The organism is Streptomyces sp. NPDC059010 (assembly GCF_042740355.1).
GTDB lineage: Bacteria > Actinomycetota > Actinomycetes > Streptomycetales > Streptomycetaceae > Streptomyces.
The window spans coordinates 5,808-19,658 of record NZ_JBHYJA010000026.1 but is presented as its reverse complement, the minus strand read 5'-3'; the positions used below and the strand labels follow the sequence as shown (position 1 = coordinate 19,658).

Annotated in this window: 14 protein-coding genes; 7 read left to right on the top strand and 7 right to left on the bottom strand. The window is 72.0% G+C overall.

The window, feature by feature from the left end; translation table 11 throughout:
- The first annotated feature begins 108 nt into the window (after positions 1–108).
- Positions 109–1,128 carry a zinc-binding dehydrogenase gene (locus ACFWYS_RS26705; protein WP_384773868.1) on the top strand — a complete coding sequence of 340 codons (1,020 nt, stop codon included), beginning with the start codon at positions 109–111 and terminating at the stop codon, positions 1,126–1,128.
- An 80-nt stretch (positions 1,129–1,208) separates the two neighbouring features.
- Positions 1,209–2,714, top strand: a complete 1,506-nt coding sequence (locus ACFWYS_RS26700) for an MFS transporter (protein ID WP_384773866.1) — start codon at positions 1,209–1,211, stop codon at positions 2,712–2,714.
- Positions 2,715–2,786: 72 nt separating this feature from the next.
- Here ACFWYS_RS26700 and ACFWYS_RS26695 read toward each other — a convergent pair whose 3' ends face one another.
- Positions 2,787–4,193, bottom strand: coding sequence for an NAD(P)/FAD-dependent oxidoreductase (locus tag ACFWYS_RS26695; protein WP_384773863.1), 1,407 nt, complete (start codon positions 4,191–4,193; stop codon positions 2,787–2,789).
- A 93-nt stretch (positions 4,194–4,286) separates the two neighbouring features.
- Here ACFWYS_RS26695 and ACFWYS_RS26690 point away from each other — a divergent pair, with 93 nt between their 5' ends.
- Both ACFWYS_RS26690 and ACFWYS_RS26685 read left to right on the top strand, forming a co-directional pair.
- Positions 4,287–5,132 carry an aminoglycoside phosphotransferase family protein gene (locus ACFWYS_RS26690; RefSeq protein WP_384774162.1) on the top strand — a complete coding sequence of 282 codons (846 nt, stop codon included), beginning with the start codon at positions 4,287–4,289 and terminating at the stop codon, positions 5,130–5,132.
- Between the two features lie 91 nt (positions 5,133–5,223).
- Positions 5,224–6,462 carry a DUF4037 domain-containing protein gene (locus ACFWYS_RS26685; RefSeq protein ID WP_384773860.1) on the top strand — a complete coding sequence of 413 codons (1,239 nt, stop codon included), beginning with the start codon at positions 5,224–5,226 and terminating at the stop codon, positions 6,460–6,462.
- Here the strand turns inward: ACFWYS_RS26685 and ACFWYS_RS26680 are convergent.
- The 6 genes from ACFWYS_RS26680 to ACFWYS_RS26655 form a co-directional block, all read right to left on the bottom strand.
- Complete coding sequence (locus ACFWYS_RS26680) at positions 6,350–7,618, bottom strand: wax ester/triacylglycerol synthase domain-containing protein (protein ID WP_384773857.1); 1,269 nt, start codon at positions 7,616–7,618, stop codon at positions 6,350–6,352. The two genes, ACFWYS_RS26685 and ACFWYS_RS26680, sit on opposite strands and share 113 nt — an antisense overlap.
- Positions 7,619–7,640: 22 nt before the next feature.
- The gene (locus tag ACFWYS_RS26675; RefSeq protein WP_384773854.1) at positions 7,641–8,849 is read right to left on the bottom strand and encodes a beta-ketoacyl-[acyl-carrier-protein] synthase family protein; all 1,209 of its coding nucleotides are present in this window, start codon (positions 8,847–8,849) and stop codon (positions 7,641–7,643) included.
- On the bottom strand, positions 8,846–9,124 hold the full coding sequence (locus ACFWYS_RS26670; RefSeq protein WP_384773851.1) for an acyl carrier protein: 279 nt from the start codon (positions 9,122–9,124) through the stop codon (positions 8,846–8,848). Before ACFWYS_RS26670 ends, ACFWYS_RS26675 begins: the two co-directional genes overlap by 4 nt.
- Positions 9,125–9,160: 36 nt before the next feature.
- On the bottom strand, positions 9,161–10,438 hold the full coding sequence (locus ACFWYS_RS26665) for a wax ester/triacylglycerol synthase domain-containing protein (RefSeq protein ID WP_384773848.1): 1,278 nt from the start codon (positions 10,436–10,438) through the stop codon (positions 9,161–9,163).
- A 142-nt stretch (positions 10,439–10,580) separates the two neighbouring features.
- Positions 10,581–10,862: a hypothetical protein gene (locus ACFWYS_RS26660; RefSeq protein ID WP_384773845.1), complete on the bottom strand. Its 282-nt coding sequence runs from the start codon at positions 10,860–10,862 to the stop codon at positions 10,581–10,583.
- A gap of 72 nt (positions 10,863–10,934) precedes the next feature.
- Positions 10,935–11,744 (bottom strand): hypothetical protein, encoded by an 810-nt coding sequence (locus ACFWYS_RS26655; RefSeq protein ID WP_384773842.1) that lies wholly within the window; start codon positions 11,742–11,744, stop codon positions 10,935–10,937.
- Positions 11,745–12,174: 430 nt separating this feature from the next.
- Between ACFWYS_RS26655 and ACFWYS_RS26650 the strand changes: the two genes are divergently transcribed.
- From ACFWYS_RS26650 to ACFWYS_RS26640, 3 genes are all read left to right on the top strand, one after another.
- Positions 12,175–12,657: a hypothetical protein gene (locus ACFWYS_RS26650; protein WP_384773839.1), complete on the top strand. Its 483-nt coding sequence runs from the start codon at positions 12,175–12,177 to the stop codon at positions 12,655–12,657.
- 219 nt (positions 12,658–12,876) lie between these two features.
- Complete coding sequence (locus ACFWYS_RS26645; RefSeq protein ID WP_384773836.1) at positions 12,877–13,167, top strand: hypothetical protein; 291 nt, start codon at positions 12,877–12,879, stop codon at positions 13,165–13,167.
- Positions 13,168–13,422: 255 nt separating this feature from the next.
- The gene (locus ACFWYS_RS26640; protein WP_384773834.1) at positions 13,423–13,731 is read left to right on the top strand and encodes a hypothetical protein; all 309 of its coding nucleotides are present in this window, start codon (positions 13,423–13,425) and stop codon (positions 13,729–13,731) included.
- The last annotated feature ends 120 nt before the right edge of the window (positions 13,732–13,851 follow it).

Here is a 13,851-nt window from a genome sequence, read left to right as displayed (position 1 = left end):
CACAACCTACACATAGAGTGTGTTTTTCTTCTCTCCTCCCTCCCCCCCCCCCCCCCGGGGGCCCCCCCCCCCCCCCCCCCCCGAGTCCACAGCGATGGGGGACCCCACATGCACGCCATCCGCCTGCACGCCTTCGGCCCGGCCGAGAACCTCACCTACGAGCAGGTCGACGACCCCGCGCCCGGCCCCGGCCAGGTCCGGATCGCCGTAGCGGCGGCCGGTGTCCACCTCCTCGACACCGCCCTGCGCGAGGGCCTGCAGGGCCCGGCACCGCAGCCGCCGACCCTGCCCACGATTCCCGGCCGCGAGGTCGCCGGTGTCGTCGAGTCCCTCGGCGATGGCGTCGCGGCGCTCTGGCTCGGCAGGCGCGTCGTCGCCCACCTCGGCTTCGCACTGGGGGTCCCCCCAGGCTCTTCAAGCACTGGGGGAGGCTACGCCGAGCTCGCCGTCACCGACGTCGACCGCGTCCACGAGATCCCGGCGAACCTCGACTTCGCCGAGGCCGTCGCCATGATCGGCACGGGCCGTACGACGATGGGGATCCTGCAGTTCGCCGAGCTCGGCCCGGACTCGGTCGCCGTGATCCCGGCGGCCGCCGGCGGCATCGGCACCCTGCTCGTGCAGTACACCGCACGCGCGGGCGCCGTCGTCATCGGCCTCGCGGGCGGTCCCGAGAAGGTGGCCCGGGTGCGGGAGAACGGCGCCGCCCTCGCCGTCGACTACACCGACCCTGCGTGGCCCGGGAAGGTCCGCGCCTTCCTGGGCGGACGGCCGGCGACCGTCGTCTTCGACGGCGTCGGCGGCGATGTCGCCCGCGAGTGCGTCGCCCTGCTCGGGCCCGGCGGCCGCCACCTCGTCTTCGGCTGGTCCGGCGCCGGGCTGCACGACGGCGAGCCCTACCTCGTCGACGGCGTCTCCGAGCAGGTACTCGGCCCCGTGATGATGCGGCGGACGGGCGGCCCCGACCCCGTACGCACCCTGGAACTGCGCGCCCTCGCCGAGGCCGCCGCGGGCCGGCTCACCCCGGCCGTGCGGCGCTTCCCGCTCGCCGCGGCGGCGGCCGCCCATCGCGCCCTCGAAACGCGCGCAACCACCGGAAAGGTGGTACTGGAGGTACTGGAGCCATGACCAGCCGCAAGCCCCCGCCCGATCCGACCCCGCACCCCGCCCCAGATGCGATACGTCCCGAACCGTGGTCTTCTGACCGGGTGGACGCCACCCGAACGGGTGAACCCGCCCGGGCCGCCGCCGACGCCGACCCCCGCCGCTGGTGGGGCCTGGTGGTCATAGCGCTCGCGCAGCTCATGGTCGTCCTCGACGCCACCATCGTGAACATCGCGCTGCCGTCCGCCCAGGAAGACCTGGGCATGACCGACGGCAACCGGCAGTGGGTCATCACCGCCTACACCCTGGCCTTCGGCGGACTGCTCCTGCTCGGCGGCCGGATCGCCGACCTGGTGGGCCGCAAACGCACCTTCGTCATCGGCCTCATCGGCTTCGCCGCCGCCTCCGCGCTGGGCGGTGCCGCCACCACGGCCGGCATGCTCTTCGCCGCCCGCGCCCTCCAGGGCGCCTTCGCCGCCGTACTGGCGCCGTCGGCCCTGTCGTTGCTGACCACGACCTTCACCGACCCCAAGGAGCGCGGCAAGGCCTTCGGCATCTACGGCGCCCTGGCCGGCAGCGGCAGCGCGATCGGGTTCATCGTCGGCGGGCTGCTCACCGAGTACCTGAACTGGCGCTGGTGTCTGTACGTCAACGTGCCGATCGCCGTACTCGCCGTCATCGGCGCCCTCGCCCTGCTCCACTCCAGCCCCGGCCACCCGGGCGCCCGCCTCGACGTGCCCGGCGTGCTGCTCGGCTGCGGCGGTCTGGTCGCCATCGTCTACGGCTTCGCCGAGGCGCAGCCGCGCGGCTGGACCGACCCGTTGGTCCTCGCCCTGTTCGCGGTGGGAGTCGTCCTCCTCGCGGCCTTCGTGTGGTGGCAGACGAGGGCCCCCGTGCCCCTCCTCCCGCTGCACATCATCAAGGACCGCACCCGCGCCGGCTGCTTCCTCACCATGGCGCTGGCCGTGATCGGCATGTTCGGACTGTTCCTGTTCATGACCTACTACCTCCAGGTCATCCTCGACTACTCGCCGGTGATGACCGGCCTGGCCTTCCTCCCTCTGACCGTCGCGATCATCACCGGATCCACCCAGATCGCCGCCCGCCTCCTGGACCATGTGGCGCCGCGTCTGCTGATGGCCCCAGGCGCCCTGCTGGCGGCGGTCGGCATGATGCTGCTGACCGGGCTGACGGTGCACTCGTCGTACGCGGCCGACATCCTGCCCGCCCTGATCCTGATGGGCCTCGGCATGGGCCTGATCTTCATGCCGGTGTTCGCCACGGCGACGGCGGGGGTGGCCCCGCAGGACTCCGGGGTGACGTCCGCGACGATCAACACCTCGCAGCAGGTGGGCGGCTCGATCGGTACGGCTCTGCTGAACACCGTCGCCACCACCAGCAGCGCCGCCTACATCACCGCCCATCTCACCGACCCGGCCCAGCGGGAGTCGGTCACGCGGGAGGGCATAGTCCACGGCTACACGGTCGCCATCTGGTGGGCGGCGGCCATCATGCTCCTGGCCGGCCTGGTGGCGGCCCTGATGGTGACGGCGAAGCCCCCGAAGCACGGCGCCGCCCAGGGGGCCCCGGTACCGGAGCAGGTGGCCTGAGAAACGGGGGGAGGGACCCCACCGGACCGCGGAGTCCCTCCCCCACCCTCGTCCCCTTGGGGCGGCCGTGTGTCAGTGCCGCCCGGACACCCGGTCGGCGATCCGCGCCAGCCGCGCCGACTCGGCGCTGTTGGTGAGGTGCTCCCGCCGGTCCGCCGCCCGGTAGGTGGCGTACAGGCCGTGCACGCCGAGCCATCGGAAGGGCTCCGGCTCCCACTTGCGCACCTTGTGCCCGACCCACGGCAGATCGGTCAGCTCGGTCCGCCCGCCCTGTCCGGAGTCCTGCTGCACCAGGTCCCGCAGGGTCCGCGCCGCGAGGTTGGCGGTGGCGACGCCCGAGCCGACGTAGCCGCCCGCCCAGCCGAGCCCCGACGACCGGTCCAGCGTCACCGTCGCGCACCAGTCGCGCGGCACGCCCAGCACGCCCGACCAGGCATGCTCCACGCGCACCCCGCCCAGCGCCGGGAAGAACGCGACGAGGAGCTCCCGCAGCGCCTCGACGGTCGCCGGCTGGGTCCGCCCGTCGTTGTCGGTCCGCGACCCGAAGCGGTACGGCACCCCGCGCCCGCCCAACGCGATCCGCCCGTCGGCGGTGCGCTGCGCGTACATGTAGGCGTGCGCCATGTCCCCGAGCGTCTCGCGCCCGTCCCAGCCGATCGCCGCCCACTGCTCCTCCGTCAGCGGCTCGGTGGCGATCATCGAGGAGTTCATCGGCAGCCAGGTCCGCTTCTGGCCCTTCAGGGCCGCGGTGAACCCCTCGGTGCAGCGCAGCACATAGGGCGCACGGACGGTGCCGTACGGCGTGACGGCGTGCTTGGGCCGGATCTCCGTGACCGGCGTCAGCTCGTGGATAGTGACCCCGAGCGCCTCCACGGCCGCCGCGAGCCCCTTCACCAGCTTCACCGGGTGCACCCGGGCCCCGTGCGGAGTCCAGGTCGAGCCGACCGCGTCCGCGACCTTGATCCGCTCGGCGGTCTCCCGGGCGCCGTACAGCACACGGTCCTTCTCGCCGTACGACACCTCGTGCTCGTGGAAGTCCTTCAACCGGGCCCACTGCGCGGGCGTACGGGCGACTTCGAGGACGCCGCCCTTGTGCACCCCGGCGTCGAAGCCCTCGTCGCCCGCCACCCGGATGACTTCGTCGACCGTGTCGTTCATGGCCTGCTGAAGCCGTACGGCCGCGTCCCGGCCGTGCAGCCCGGCGTAGCGGTCGCGCCCGGCGATGCCGTTGTACAGCCATCCGCCGTTGCGCCCCGAGGCCCCGTAGCCGCAGAACTTCTGCTCAAGAACGGTGATACGGAGGAAGGGGACCGCCTTCTTCAGGTAGTACGCGGTCCACAGTCCCGTGTACCCGCCGCCCACGATCACCACATCCGCGGAGGCGTCCCCCGCCAGCGGATCGCGCACCTCGGGGAGGCCGTCGTCCGCGTACCAGAAGGAGATGCCGCCGTTCACCGCACCACTGACCGAGCTGCTCATGGGAGGACGTTAATTCGGGTGAGCGGTTTCCGGGAGCCCACTAGGGTCCGCAATGTGATCGACATTCCTCAGGAGCTCGCCGCATCACAGCAGATGTACAACGGGGAGGCGGGCAGCGCCTTCATCGCCGGACTCCCGGCCCTGACGGCCGACTTCCTCGACCGCTGGGACCTGAAGACCGACGGACGCCCCATGCACGGCGTCTCCGCCCTGGTCCTCCCGGTCGTCCGCCCCGACGACACCCCCGCCGTCCTCAAGCTGCAACTCCTCGACGAGGAGAGCGTGGGCGAACCGGTGGCCCTGCGTGCGTGGGACGGCGACGGGTCGGTACGGCTCCTGGACCACGACGAGGCCACGGGCACGATGCTCCTGGAACGCCTCGACTCGTCCCGCATGCTCGCGCACCACCCTGACGTCCACGAGTCCGTCCTGGTCATCGCCCGCCTGCTGGCCCACCTCACGTCCTTCCCCGCACCCGCCGGCCTGCGCCGCCTCGGCGACATCGCGCAGGCCATGCTGGAGCAGACACCCTGGGCACTGGAGCGCATCCCGGACCCGGAGGCCCGCCGTGTCGTCGCCGACTGCGCGGCCGCCGTACGGGAGGTCGTGGACGAACCCGGCGACCGCCTCCTGCACTGGGACCTCCACGACGAGAACGTCCTCGCCTCCGGCCGCGCCCCCTGGCTCGCCATCGACCCCAAGCCCCTCGCGGGCGACCCCGGCTTCGAGCTCTGGCCGGCCATCGCCAACCGCTTCGACGCCGACGACATCCGCTGGCGCTTCGACGCCATGACGGACGCACTCGGCCTGGACCGCGCACGCGCGCGTGCGTGGACATACGGCCGCCTCCTGCAGAACTCCCTCTGGGACATCGAGGACGGCCGCCCCCTGGAGGAAGACCAACTGGAAATCGCGAGGCGGCTGCGCGGGCGTTCGTGACTCACCCTCCGCCACCCCCAAATGTCCGCACCCCGCAACAGTGTGAACGCCCTCCGCATGAGCCCTCACCAAACGGGCACGGCTCCCTGGCATGAGCCCCACGAATATGCGCCCCGGCAACTCCCCCGCGCCTGAACCAGAGTTCATACCCGGCCTCGAACTCTCCCGCCGCTTCTACACCGACGCCGTACGCCCCCTCCTGGAGGAGGCCGCCCCCGGCGTCCCCCACTCGGCCGCCCGCATGGGCAGCGGCTCCGAGGTCCTCGGCTACGACACCCCACGCTCCGCCGACCATGAGTGGGGCCCGCGCCTGCAGGTCTTCCTCCACCGCCACGACGTGCCCCGCCATGCCGCCCGCATCAGACACGTACTCGCCGAGCACCTCCCCAAGACCTTCCTCGGCCACCCCACGAACTTCGCCCTCACGGAGGAGGACAAGGAGGAGTCGGACCGCGACATCCGCGTGATGCGAGCCACCGACGGCCCCGTCCACCACCGCGTCGAAGTCACCGGCACGTTCACCTGGTTCACCGAGACCCTCGGCTTCGACCCGACGCAGGGCATCACCACCGCCGACTGGCTGGCCACCCCCACCCAACTGCTCGCCGAGATCACCGGCGGCGCCGTCTTCCACGACGGTCTGCACACCCTGACCCCGTTACGCCGCGCGCTGCGCTGGTACCCCCACGACGTCTGGCTGTACGTCCTGGCCGCCCAGTGGCAGCGCGTCGCGCAGGAGGAGGCGTTCGTGGGCCGCTGCGGCGAGGTCGGCGACGAACTGGGCTCCGCCGTCACGGCCGCCCGCCTGGTCCGCGACCTGATGCGGCTCTGTCTGCTGATGGACCGCCGCTACCCGCCGTACGGCAAGTGGCTGGGCAGTTCCTTCGCCCGTACCGCGGCCGCCCCCCGCCTGACCCCCGTGCTGACGGCGGCCCTCGCCGCCACCGACTGGCACGCGCGCGAGCAGCACCTCGTGCACGCCTACGAGATCGTCGCGCACCAGCACAACCAGCTCCGGCTGACCGACCGCGTGGACCCCGCCACGCGCGCGTACCACTCGCGTCCCTTCCAGGTGCTGCGCGCCGACCGCTTCACCAAGGCCCTGACCGCCCGCATCACCGACCCGGTCCTCAAGGACCTGCCGCCCACCGGGGCGGTGGACCAGTTCGCCGACAGTACGGACGTGCTGACCCACCCCGCCCTGTGCCGGGATCTGGTCAGGGCCGTCCAGCACACGCGGCAGGAGCGTCGGACGCCGTCGCCACTGCCGTCAGTTCCCGCGCCACGGCAGCACCGATCATCCCCGCATCGCCCGCACGCGAGTGGCTGACGACGGTGAGCGTGTAGGCGTCGGCGGTGTGCACGAGGCAGAGGTTCGCCGTGCCGGGCGGGGCGAGCTGCGGCAGCGGAACGACACGGGACAGGGGGCGGCCGTACAAGTGGCTGGGGTTGTCACGCCACTTGAAGGCGGTGCACAGGCTCGTGGTGACCTCGGCGCGCGCCAGGCTCCTGGCCATCGCCCCGGACAGCCAGGGCACGTTGCGGGCGATCGTCTGCAGCGTGGGGAGGATCGCGCGGTGGGTGTCGCAGCGGTGGGGGAACGCCGCGACCAGGTCCTGGCACACCCGCAGCCGGGCCACCGGGGACACGGCGTCGACGGGCAGCGGGATGCGCAGCGCGGTGACGCCGTTGCCGAGCTGCTGTGCGTGGTGGCGGGTCCGCAGGTCGACCGGCACCGTGGCGTAGAAGGGGGCCGCTCCCCCGGGCCAGGAACGCAGTGGGCCGTAGCAGGCGTGCAGGGCACCGGCGTAGGTGCTGAGCAGCAGTTCGTTGAGGGTGGCGCCCCGTCCGCCGGCGGGTTGGCGGCGTGCCGTACGCATCACCTGCGGGTCGAGCTCCACGACGGCCACCGACGGCCGCGGCCGGCCGGGGGAAGCCGACGGCAGGGACCGGCCGACGGCCCCGATCCGGCGCACCTCCCGGCCCAGGGTGCCGGGACGCAGCGGCGGGCGCCGCTGCGCCGCCGCGAGCACATGGGTCGCGGCCGACGCGAGCGGGGGCGACGGTACGGCGTCGTCCATCAGCATCCGGAACAGGGTCTCCAGGGATCTGCCGTCCAGCAGGGCGTGATGGGCGAACAGCACGACGGCCTGCCGGGTGACCAGCAGCCGCCACAGCGGGCGTTCGGGCGGCAGCGCGTGACTGACACCGTCGGTGAGCAGGGACTCCAGGTCCTGGTCCGTGGCGGTGACATGGGCGCCGGGATCGAAGGACCGGGCCGCCGCCCAACGGTGGCCCGACAGTGCCGCCGGCCCGGTCGGAGGCTCAAGGACCCGGCTCATCCGGTCCAGCGCGCCCCAGCGTTCACGCACCCGGGACCGCAGCTGCTCCGGCTCGAACGGCCCTCCGGGAAACAGCCCGGCGATGCCGATCGTCCCCGGCAGCCCGTTGCGCAGGTGCCCTTCCTCGATGGCCGTCAGCCGCATGCTCCGCAGCCTCCTTCGGTGATCAGCCGTGCGGTGAGTCGAAGACGACACAGGCGTTGTGACCTCCGAAGGCGAAACTGTTGCTGATCACCGGGCCGTTCGGGATCTTGCGCGGTTCGGCGGTGACCACGTCCAGCTCACAGCGCGGGTCCAGCCGGGTGAGGCACGCGGTCGGCGGTGCGAGCCCCTCCCGCACGGACAGGGCCGTGATCACGGCCTCCAGCGCTCCGGCCAGCCCCAGGCCGTGCCCGGTCACCGCCTTGGGCGCGGTCACGGGCACCGCGCGCGGGCCGAACAGGGCGGCGATGGCGTGGGCTTCCGCGAGGTCGTTCAACTCGGTGCCGGTGCCGTGCGCGTTGACATGGGTGACGGCGTCCGCCGTCGTACCGGCGTCGGCGATCGCCTGCTCCATGCACGCCCGTGCCCCGGCACCGTCGGGATGCGGTGCCGTCAGATGGTGGGCGTCGGAGGTACGGCCGTAGCCGGTCAGCGTGGCGTAGATCCGGGCGCCCCGCGCATGGGCGAGGTCCAGCCGCTCCAGCACCAGGAAGGCCGCCCCTTCGGCGAGCACGAACCCGCGCCGCGCGGCGTCGAACGGCCGTGACGCGGCGGCGGGATCCTCGCACTCGGTGACCATGGCACCGGCCCGCCCGAAGGCCAGCGCGGTGGTGGGGGTCAGCGGGCAGTCGTGGCCGCCGGCCACCACGACGTCCGCGCACCCGGACCGGATCATCTGCAGCCCCTCCCCCACCGCATGCGTCCCGGAGGCGCACGCGGTGGAGACCGTGAGGCTGGGCCCGGTGATGCCGAGCCCGGCGCTGATCCAGTACGCGCCCGCGTTGTGCATCAGCCGGGGCGCGTAGAGCACGTCGGGATGTCCGATGCCGTTCTCCTGGCTGATCACCCCGCCGTACCCGGTGCCGGTGACCACCGCCCGCCGCCCGGGTGCCACGTGCAGCCCTCCGGCGTCCGTCACGGCGTCCGCGGCCGCGCACACCGCCATCTGCACCGAACGGTCGGCCCGGCGGACCTCCTTGGGCGTCAGGTAGCCGGCCGGATCGAAGCCGGGCATCGGACACGCGGGGTACACGACCGTGCCCTCGGCGTCGAACGTGTGCAGCGTCGTCGCCGGACGGCACCGCGCGAGGCTGTCCCACAGCGCCGCCGGAGTCGCCCCGGCGGCGCAGCGCACACCCAGGCCCGTGACGGCGACGGCGTGCCGGCCGGTCATCGGGCGAGGGGACTGTGGGCGGCGGGGGTGCGCAGGCTCACGATGAGGTCCGCGACATCACCCACGGTGGACACCCCGGTCTTGTCGGTCCCGCGCAGGGACACCCCGAACAATTCCTCCGACGCCGCCTCCAGTTCGGTGATGTCCAGGCTGTCGGCTCCCAGGTCGGCGACGAGCCGCGCCTGTGGCACGACCGCCTCCGGCGGTACCGACATCACCCGCGCGCAGAGCGGGCGCAGCGCTTCCCATACGTCGTCGCCGTGTTCCACATCCATGCAACTGCCTCCATTCCTGGTGCCGTCAGGGCTGACTCACGCCGACGGCGTCGCCATCCGAGCCCATGTCTCGAACTCCGTGACGACCGCGTCGGCGAGCCGTCTCGCGTCGTCCCGGCGCAGGTTGCCCACCACGGTGAGCGTGAACGCGTCCCCCGCCTGTGCCAGGGCGAAGCTGACGGTGCCCGGGTGCTGCAGGGGCGGCAGCCCCACGGTGCGCACGAGCCGGCGCCCCTCGAAGGTGCTCGACCCGCCGGGCCACTTCATGGCTGTGGTCGCGGTCGCCGCGAAACAGGAACGGCGACCGCGGTCGGTCAGCAGTCCGGTCACCCACGGCCCGGTCCGCCGCACCGCTTCCGCGGCGGGGAACAGCACACCGGCATGCACGGCGGCCCGTTCGGGCACCGAGGCCAGAGCGGCCTGACACGCCCGCAGCCGCGCCACGGGCCCGTCCACGTCGACGGGCAGCGGAACCCGAACGACCGTGAGCGTGTTCCCGAGTTCCCGGGGATTCGCCCGGGTCCGCAGATCACACGGTACGGCCGTGTAGGCGGGCTCCTCCCGCTGCCGCCAGCCCCGCACCGGCCCATAGCTGGCCCGCAGCGCCCCGGCCACCGCGCCCACCAGCAGCTCGTTCAGCGTCGCGCCCCGGCCGTCGGCGGGCTGCCGGCGTGCCGACCGCACCAGGTGCGCGGGCAGTTCACTCACCGCGACCGAGGCGTACGTGTCTCCCGGCGACCGCATCGGCAGGGCCTGTCCGACGGCCGCCATCGCCCTGAGTTCCCGGCCCGCGGCGCGCAGCCCGGTACGCGCCAGCGGCACCGACCGCGCCGACTCCCGTGCCGCCACCGGGCTGTCCGTCAACAGGCGCATCAGCGTCGCCAGGGAGCGCCCGTCCAGCAGCACGTGCTGGGCCACCAGCGCCAGGGCGAATCCGCCGCCGTACGCCGCGCCCGGGATCACATGCAGCCGCCAGGGCGGAACGGCGCCGGTGAGCGGCCGGTCCACGCTGCGCGCCCAGAGGTCGTCCAACTCGGTCCCGGTCACGGTGACATGCACGGCGGGATCGAACGGCCCCGGTACCGCCCAGCGCACCCGCCCGCGACGCCGGAACGGCCCCCGCCGCGCCGTCCCGGCGTCGTCCGACGGCCCGGCGAGCACACAGTTCATCCGCTCCAGGCCCGTCCACCGCTCGGCGACACGTGCCCGCACCTGATCCACGTCCGGCTGTTCACCGGAGAAGACCGCCGCCAGGCCGATGACTCCCGGACACCCGTTGAGCAACAGCATCTCGTCGGCACAGGACAGTCTCATGCGACGGGTCGCCCACCCTTCCTGGTAAACGACGTCACCCTACACGCAGGGTTACGAACAATCACTCAACGCACATGGCGCGCCCAACAGTCCGACGCCCGCCCCGTGGTGGAGCGGGCGTCGGACGAACGCTTCACACGCTCTACTTGAGCGCCGCGCTGTTGCAGCCCATGTCCGAGCCGAGGTGGGTGTCCTGCGCACCCGGGTTGCCCTCACCGTTGAGCGCGTTCGCCAGCAGGCTGTTGAGGACGCCGACGCTGCCGAGGACGTCGACGTTCATGTCGTGCGAGCGGCACTCGATGCCCTGCTGGATGTCGAGGTCGTGAGCCCCGCCCTCGCCGTGGGCGACGGCGGTGCCGACGCCGAACGAACCGACACTGCCGAGGACGGCGCCCACGAGGGCAACCTTGTGAAGCTTGCGCATTTCTTCTCCGTTGGTCGAGCAGATGTGCTGTGCAGCAGATCGAGTTGGAACGGTGGACAACTACGGGAGGGATCAGCCGAGCTTCGGCAGACCCAACTGGCCCACGGGGGGCGCCTGAACCTGTCCGAGGCCAAGCCCGGGCACCTGCGGCACGCCGCCGCCCGTCGGGACCAGCGGGTTGATGAGCGGGTTCACCTGGGGGTTCACCTGCGGGTTCACCTGCGGGGCAACCCGCGGCGGCGGCTCCGGGTTGAACACCTGGGGCGCGTGGACCTGCGGGGCGACCTGCGGCATGACCTGCGGCGCCGTCTGCGGGGTGACCTGCGGCACGACCTGCGACACCGGCGACTGGGCAGGGGCCTGCGGGGCGGAGCGCGGCCCGTTGGAGGCCTCCGCGGCGCCGCCCGACATGGCCGAGGCGGAGGCGTGACCGCTCTGCGGCTGCGGGGCGGGCGCCGGAGCGGGGGCCGGGGCGGGCGCGGGGGCCGGAGCAGGCGCGGGCGCGGGAGCCGGGGCCGGTGCCGGGGGCGCGTACTGCGGTGCCGGGGGCGCGTACTGGGGCTGCTGGGTAGCGGTCTGCGCGACGCCCGTCGAACGGGCCTCCGCGATGGCGTGCGGCCCCGGGTAGGGAGCGGGAGCCGGGGCTGCGTAGTACTGGGGCGGCGCGTACTGGGGAGCGGGCGCCGGGGCTGCGTAGTACTGGGGTGGCGCGTACTGGGGGGCTGGCGCCGGGGCGTAGTGAGGTGCCGGGTACTCGGGAGCAGGCGCTGGAGCGCCGTACCCGTAGGGAGGATATTCGGCGGCCTCGCTTACGCCGGCGCCGATGGCGGTCAAACCGCCTGCCGCCGCTACGACGAGCGCGGCCTTGTGAAGCTTGCGCATGGAACCCTCGGCCCTTCATTACCTGTGCAGGGAATCCGTTTATTCAGTGCAGTCTTGCGTGCGCTCAGTCTGATATTCGTACTGCGCCCTTACAGGGGTAATGCCTGAGCTGTCATGTGGACTTTCACGCTGGAGCCGGCAGCGGATCCCGTTGCCCCTCTCTGACTGCTGATCGCTGCCCTCTCCCAGCTGGCAACGACAATTAATGGGCCGGGTCACGGGATGAGAAAGTCCGTCACTCAATTGCCATCTATCCGATAAAACGCTATGCGGATCGTCGATGATTTACGGCACGGGCAAATGGGTGAGCACACTCGGACACACGTGACCGGTCATGCACTTCCCTCGTTCCCCACAAGGTCAGAGCAATGGCTACAGCACTTGCACTTCCATATGTTCCACGCACAGGTCAATGAAGGGCCGAGGTTCCATGCGCAAGCTTCAGCAGGTCGCGCTCGTCGTCGCAGCAGCCAGTGGACTGTCAGCCATCGGCGCCGGCCCCAGCGTCGCGGACGCCCCCGTCGCATACCGGGGCGTCACCCCGCCCCCCGTCGGCCAGCAGGACGCCCAGGCCCACACCTGGACCCGCTCGCAGGCCAGCGTGCAGACCCCCGGCAATCAGGCACCGCCGCAGCGCATGGCGGCCCCACAGCGCGGTGCCGAGGTCAGCCCGCAGGTCAGCCCCCAGCTGAGCCCGCAGATCAACCCGCAGCTCTCGCCCCAGCCCACCTCCGGCGAGGGCTACTTCAGCCAGTCCAACCTCTTCCGCCCGGCCCAGGAGTGCAGCCCGCAGTCCCTGCTCAACGCGAACGTGCCGATCGCCGCCCTCGCCGCCGCCGACGCCCGCGGTGTCGACTGCGACCAGGCCAACAGCCAGGCGAACTCCGCCGCGAACGCCCGCGCGACCAGCTAGCACACCGACCGCCACGAGAGCGCTGGTCACAGCCCTTCATTGAAGGGCTGTGACCAGCGCTTTTTCTGTGGGGTATGCGACTTCCGGGTGTTTCTGATACGAGATCAAAAATCCCGGCGTGCCGTTCGGACATATCGGATATTCAGCACTAATCTTCCGTAACTGTACGAAGTCGATCCTTCACGGATCGCACACACACCTCACTCCACCGGAGATGACATGCACAAGCTTCGCAAGGCTGCCGTCCTGGTCGTCGCCCTCGGCAGCGTCGGGCTCCTGGGCGCCGGCACCGCCGCTGCCGACCAGGGCGGCCACGGCGGCAAGGACGGGGGCAAGTTCAGCGTCCTGCAGAGCTCCAACTGCAAGTCGCACGACCTGAACGTCGACGTCCTCGGCCAGGTCGGCATCCTGAACGGCCTGCTGGGCAACGCGCTCAACGGCGAGGGCAACGCCGGTGGGCAGGACACCCACCTCGGCTCGTCCATGGGCTGCAACAACAGCGCGTTCTAAGCGCATGACGGCCGCCTAGCCGGCCGACAGCGGGAACAGAGTCCCGGTACCGAGCCCAGCGCCCGGTACCGGGACTCATTTCTGTGCCCGGATTCATCCTGCCGGGACCTATTTCCCGACATTCGGCCAAGGCGGTGAGAGTTTCCCGAATTCGGCGTGCCTCCGATTAATGCCGAATACTTCCTATTAGCCTCCGTAACTGTTCGAAGTCGATCCGCTACGGATCGCATCCTCTTCACTCCACCGGAGAAGAACATGATCAAGCTCCGCAAGGCTGCCGTCCTGGTCGCCGCCCTCGGGAGCGTCGGAGTCCTGAGCATCGGCGCTGCTCACGCCGACCAGGGCGGATGGGGCAAGAACAGTCAGGGCAAGGGCGGGACGAGCGTCAGCGTCCTGCAGAGCACCAGCTGCAAGTCGCACGACGCCAACGTCGACGTTCTCGGCCAGGTCGGCATCGCCAACGGCCTGCTGGGCAACGCGCTCAACGGCGAGGGCAACGCCGGCGGGCAGGCCACCCACCTCGGCTCGGACATGGGCTGCAACAACAGCGCCTTCGACAAGTAAGCCACACCCACCCCCCGGGGGGGGGGGGGGGCGCGGGGGGGGCGCGGGGGCGGGGGGGGCGCCGGCGGGGGCGGCCGCGCGGGGGCGCGCGCACACAGGGAGAGGGAGCGGGGGCGCGCG

What these genes read in the sequence shown, in the direction of transcription:
- ACFWYS_RS26695 (WP_384773863.1), bottom strand. Translation starts at nt 4,193, where the DNA reads ATGAGCAGCTCGGTCAGTGGTGCGGTGAACGGCGGCATCTCCTTCTGG.
- ACFWYS_RS26675 (WP_384773854.1), bottom strand. Translation starts at nt 8,849, where the DNA reads ATGACCGGCCGGCACGCCGTCGCCGTCACGGGCCTGGGTGTGCGCTGC.
- ACFWYS_RS26685 (WP_384773860.1), top strand. Translation starts at nt 5,224, where the DNA reads ATGAGCCCCACGAATATGCGCCCCGGCAACTCCCCCGCGCCTGAACCA.
- ACFWYS_RS26650 (WP_384773839.1), top strand. Translation starts at nt 12,175, where the DNA reads ATGCGCAAGCTTCAGCAGGTCGCGCTCGTCGTCGCAGCAGCCAGTGGA.
- ACFWYS_RS26640 (WP_384773834.1), top strand. Translation starts at nt 13,423, where the DNA reads ATGATCAAGCTCCGCAAGGCTGCCGTCCTGGTCGCCGCCCTCGGGAGC.
- ACFWYS_RS26655 (WP_384773842.1), bottom strand. Translation starts at nt 11,744, where the DNA reads ATGCGCAAGCTTCACAAGGCCGCGCTCGTCGTAGCGGCGGCAGGCGGT.
- ACFWYS_RS26665 (WP_384773848.1), bottom strand. Translation starts at nt 10,438, where the DNA reads ATGAGACTGTCCTGTGCCGACGAGATGCTGTTGCTCAACGGGTGTCCG.
- ACFWYS_RS26705 (WP_384773868.1), top strand. Translation starts at nt 109, where the DNA reads ATGCACGCCATCCGCCTGCACGCCTTCGGCCCGGCCGAGAACCTCACC.
- ACFWYS_RS26680 (WP_384773857.1), bottom strand. Translation starts at nt 7,618, where the DNA reads ATGCGGCTGACGGCCATCGAGGAAGGGCACCTGCGCAACGGGCTGCCG.
- ACFWYS_RS26645 (WP_384773836.1), top strand. Translation starts at nt 12,877, where the DNA reads ATGCACAAGCTTCGCAAGGCTGCCGTCCTGGTCGTCGCCCTCGGCAGC.
- ACFWYS_RS26660 (WP_384773845.1), bottom strand. Translation starts at nt 10,862, where the DNA reads ATGCGCAAGCTTCACAAGGTTGCCCTCGTGGGCGCCGTCCTCGGCAGT.
- ACFWYS_RS26670 (WP_384773851.1), bottom strand. Translation starts at nt 9,124, where the DNA reads ATGGATGTGGAACACGGCGACGACGTATGGGAAGCGCTGCGCCCGCTC.
- ACFWYS_RS26690 (WP_384774162.1), top strand. Translation starts at nt 4,287, where the DNA reads ATGTACAACGGGGAGGCGGGCAGCGCCTTCATCGCCGGACTCCCGGCC.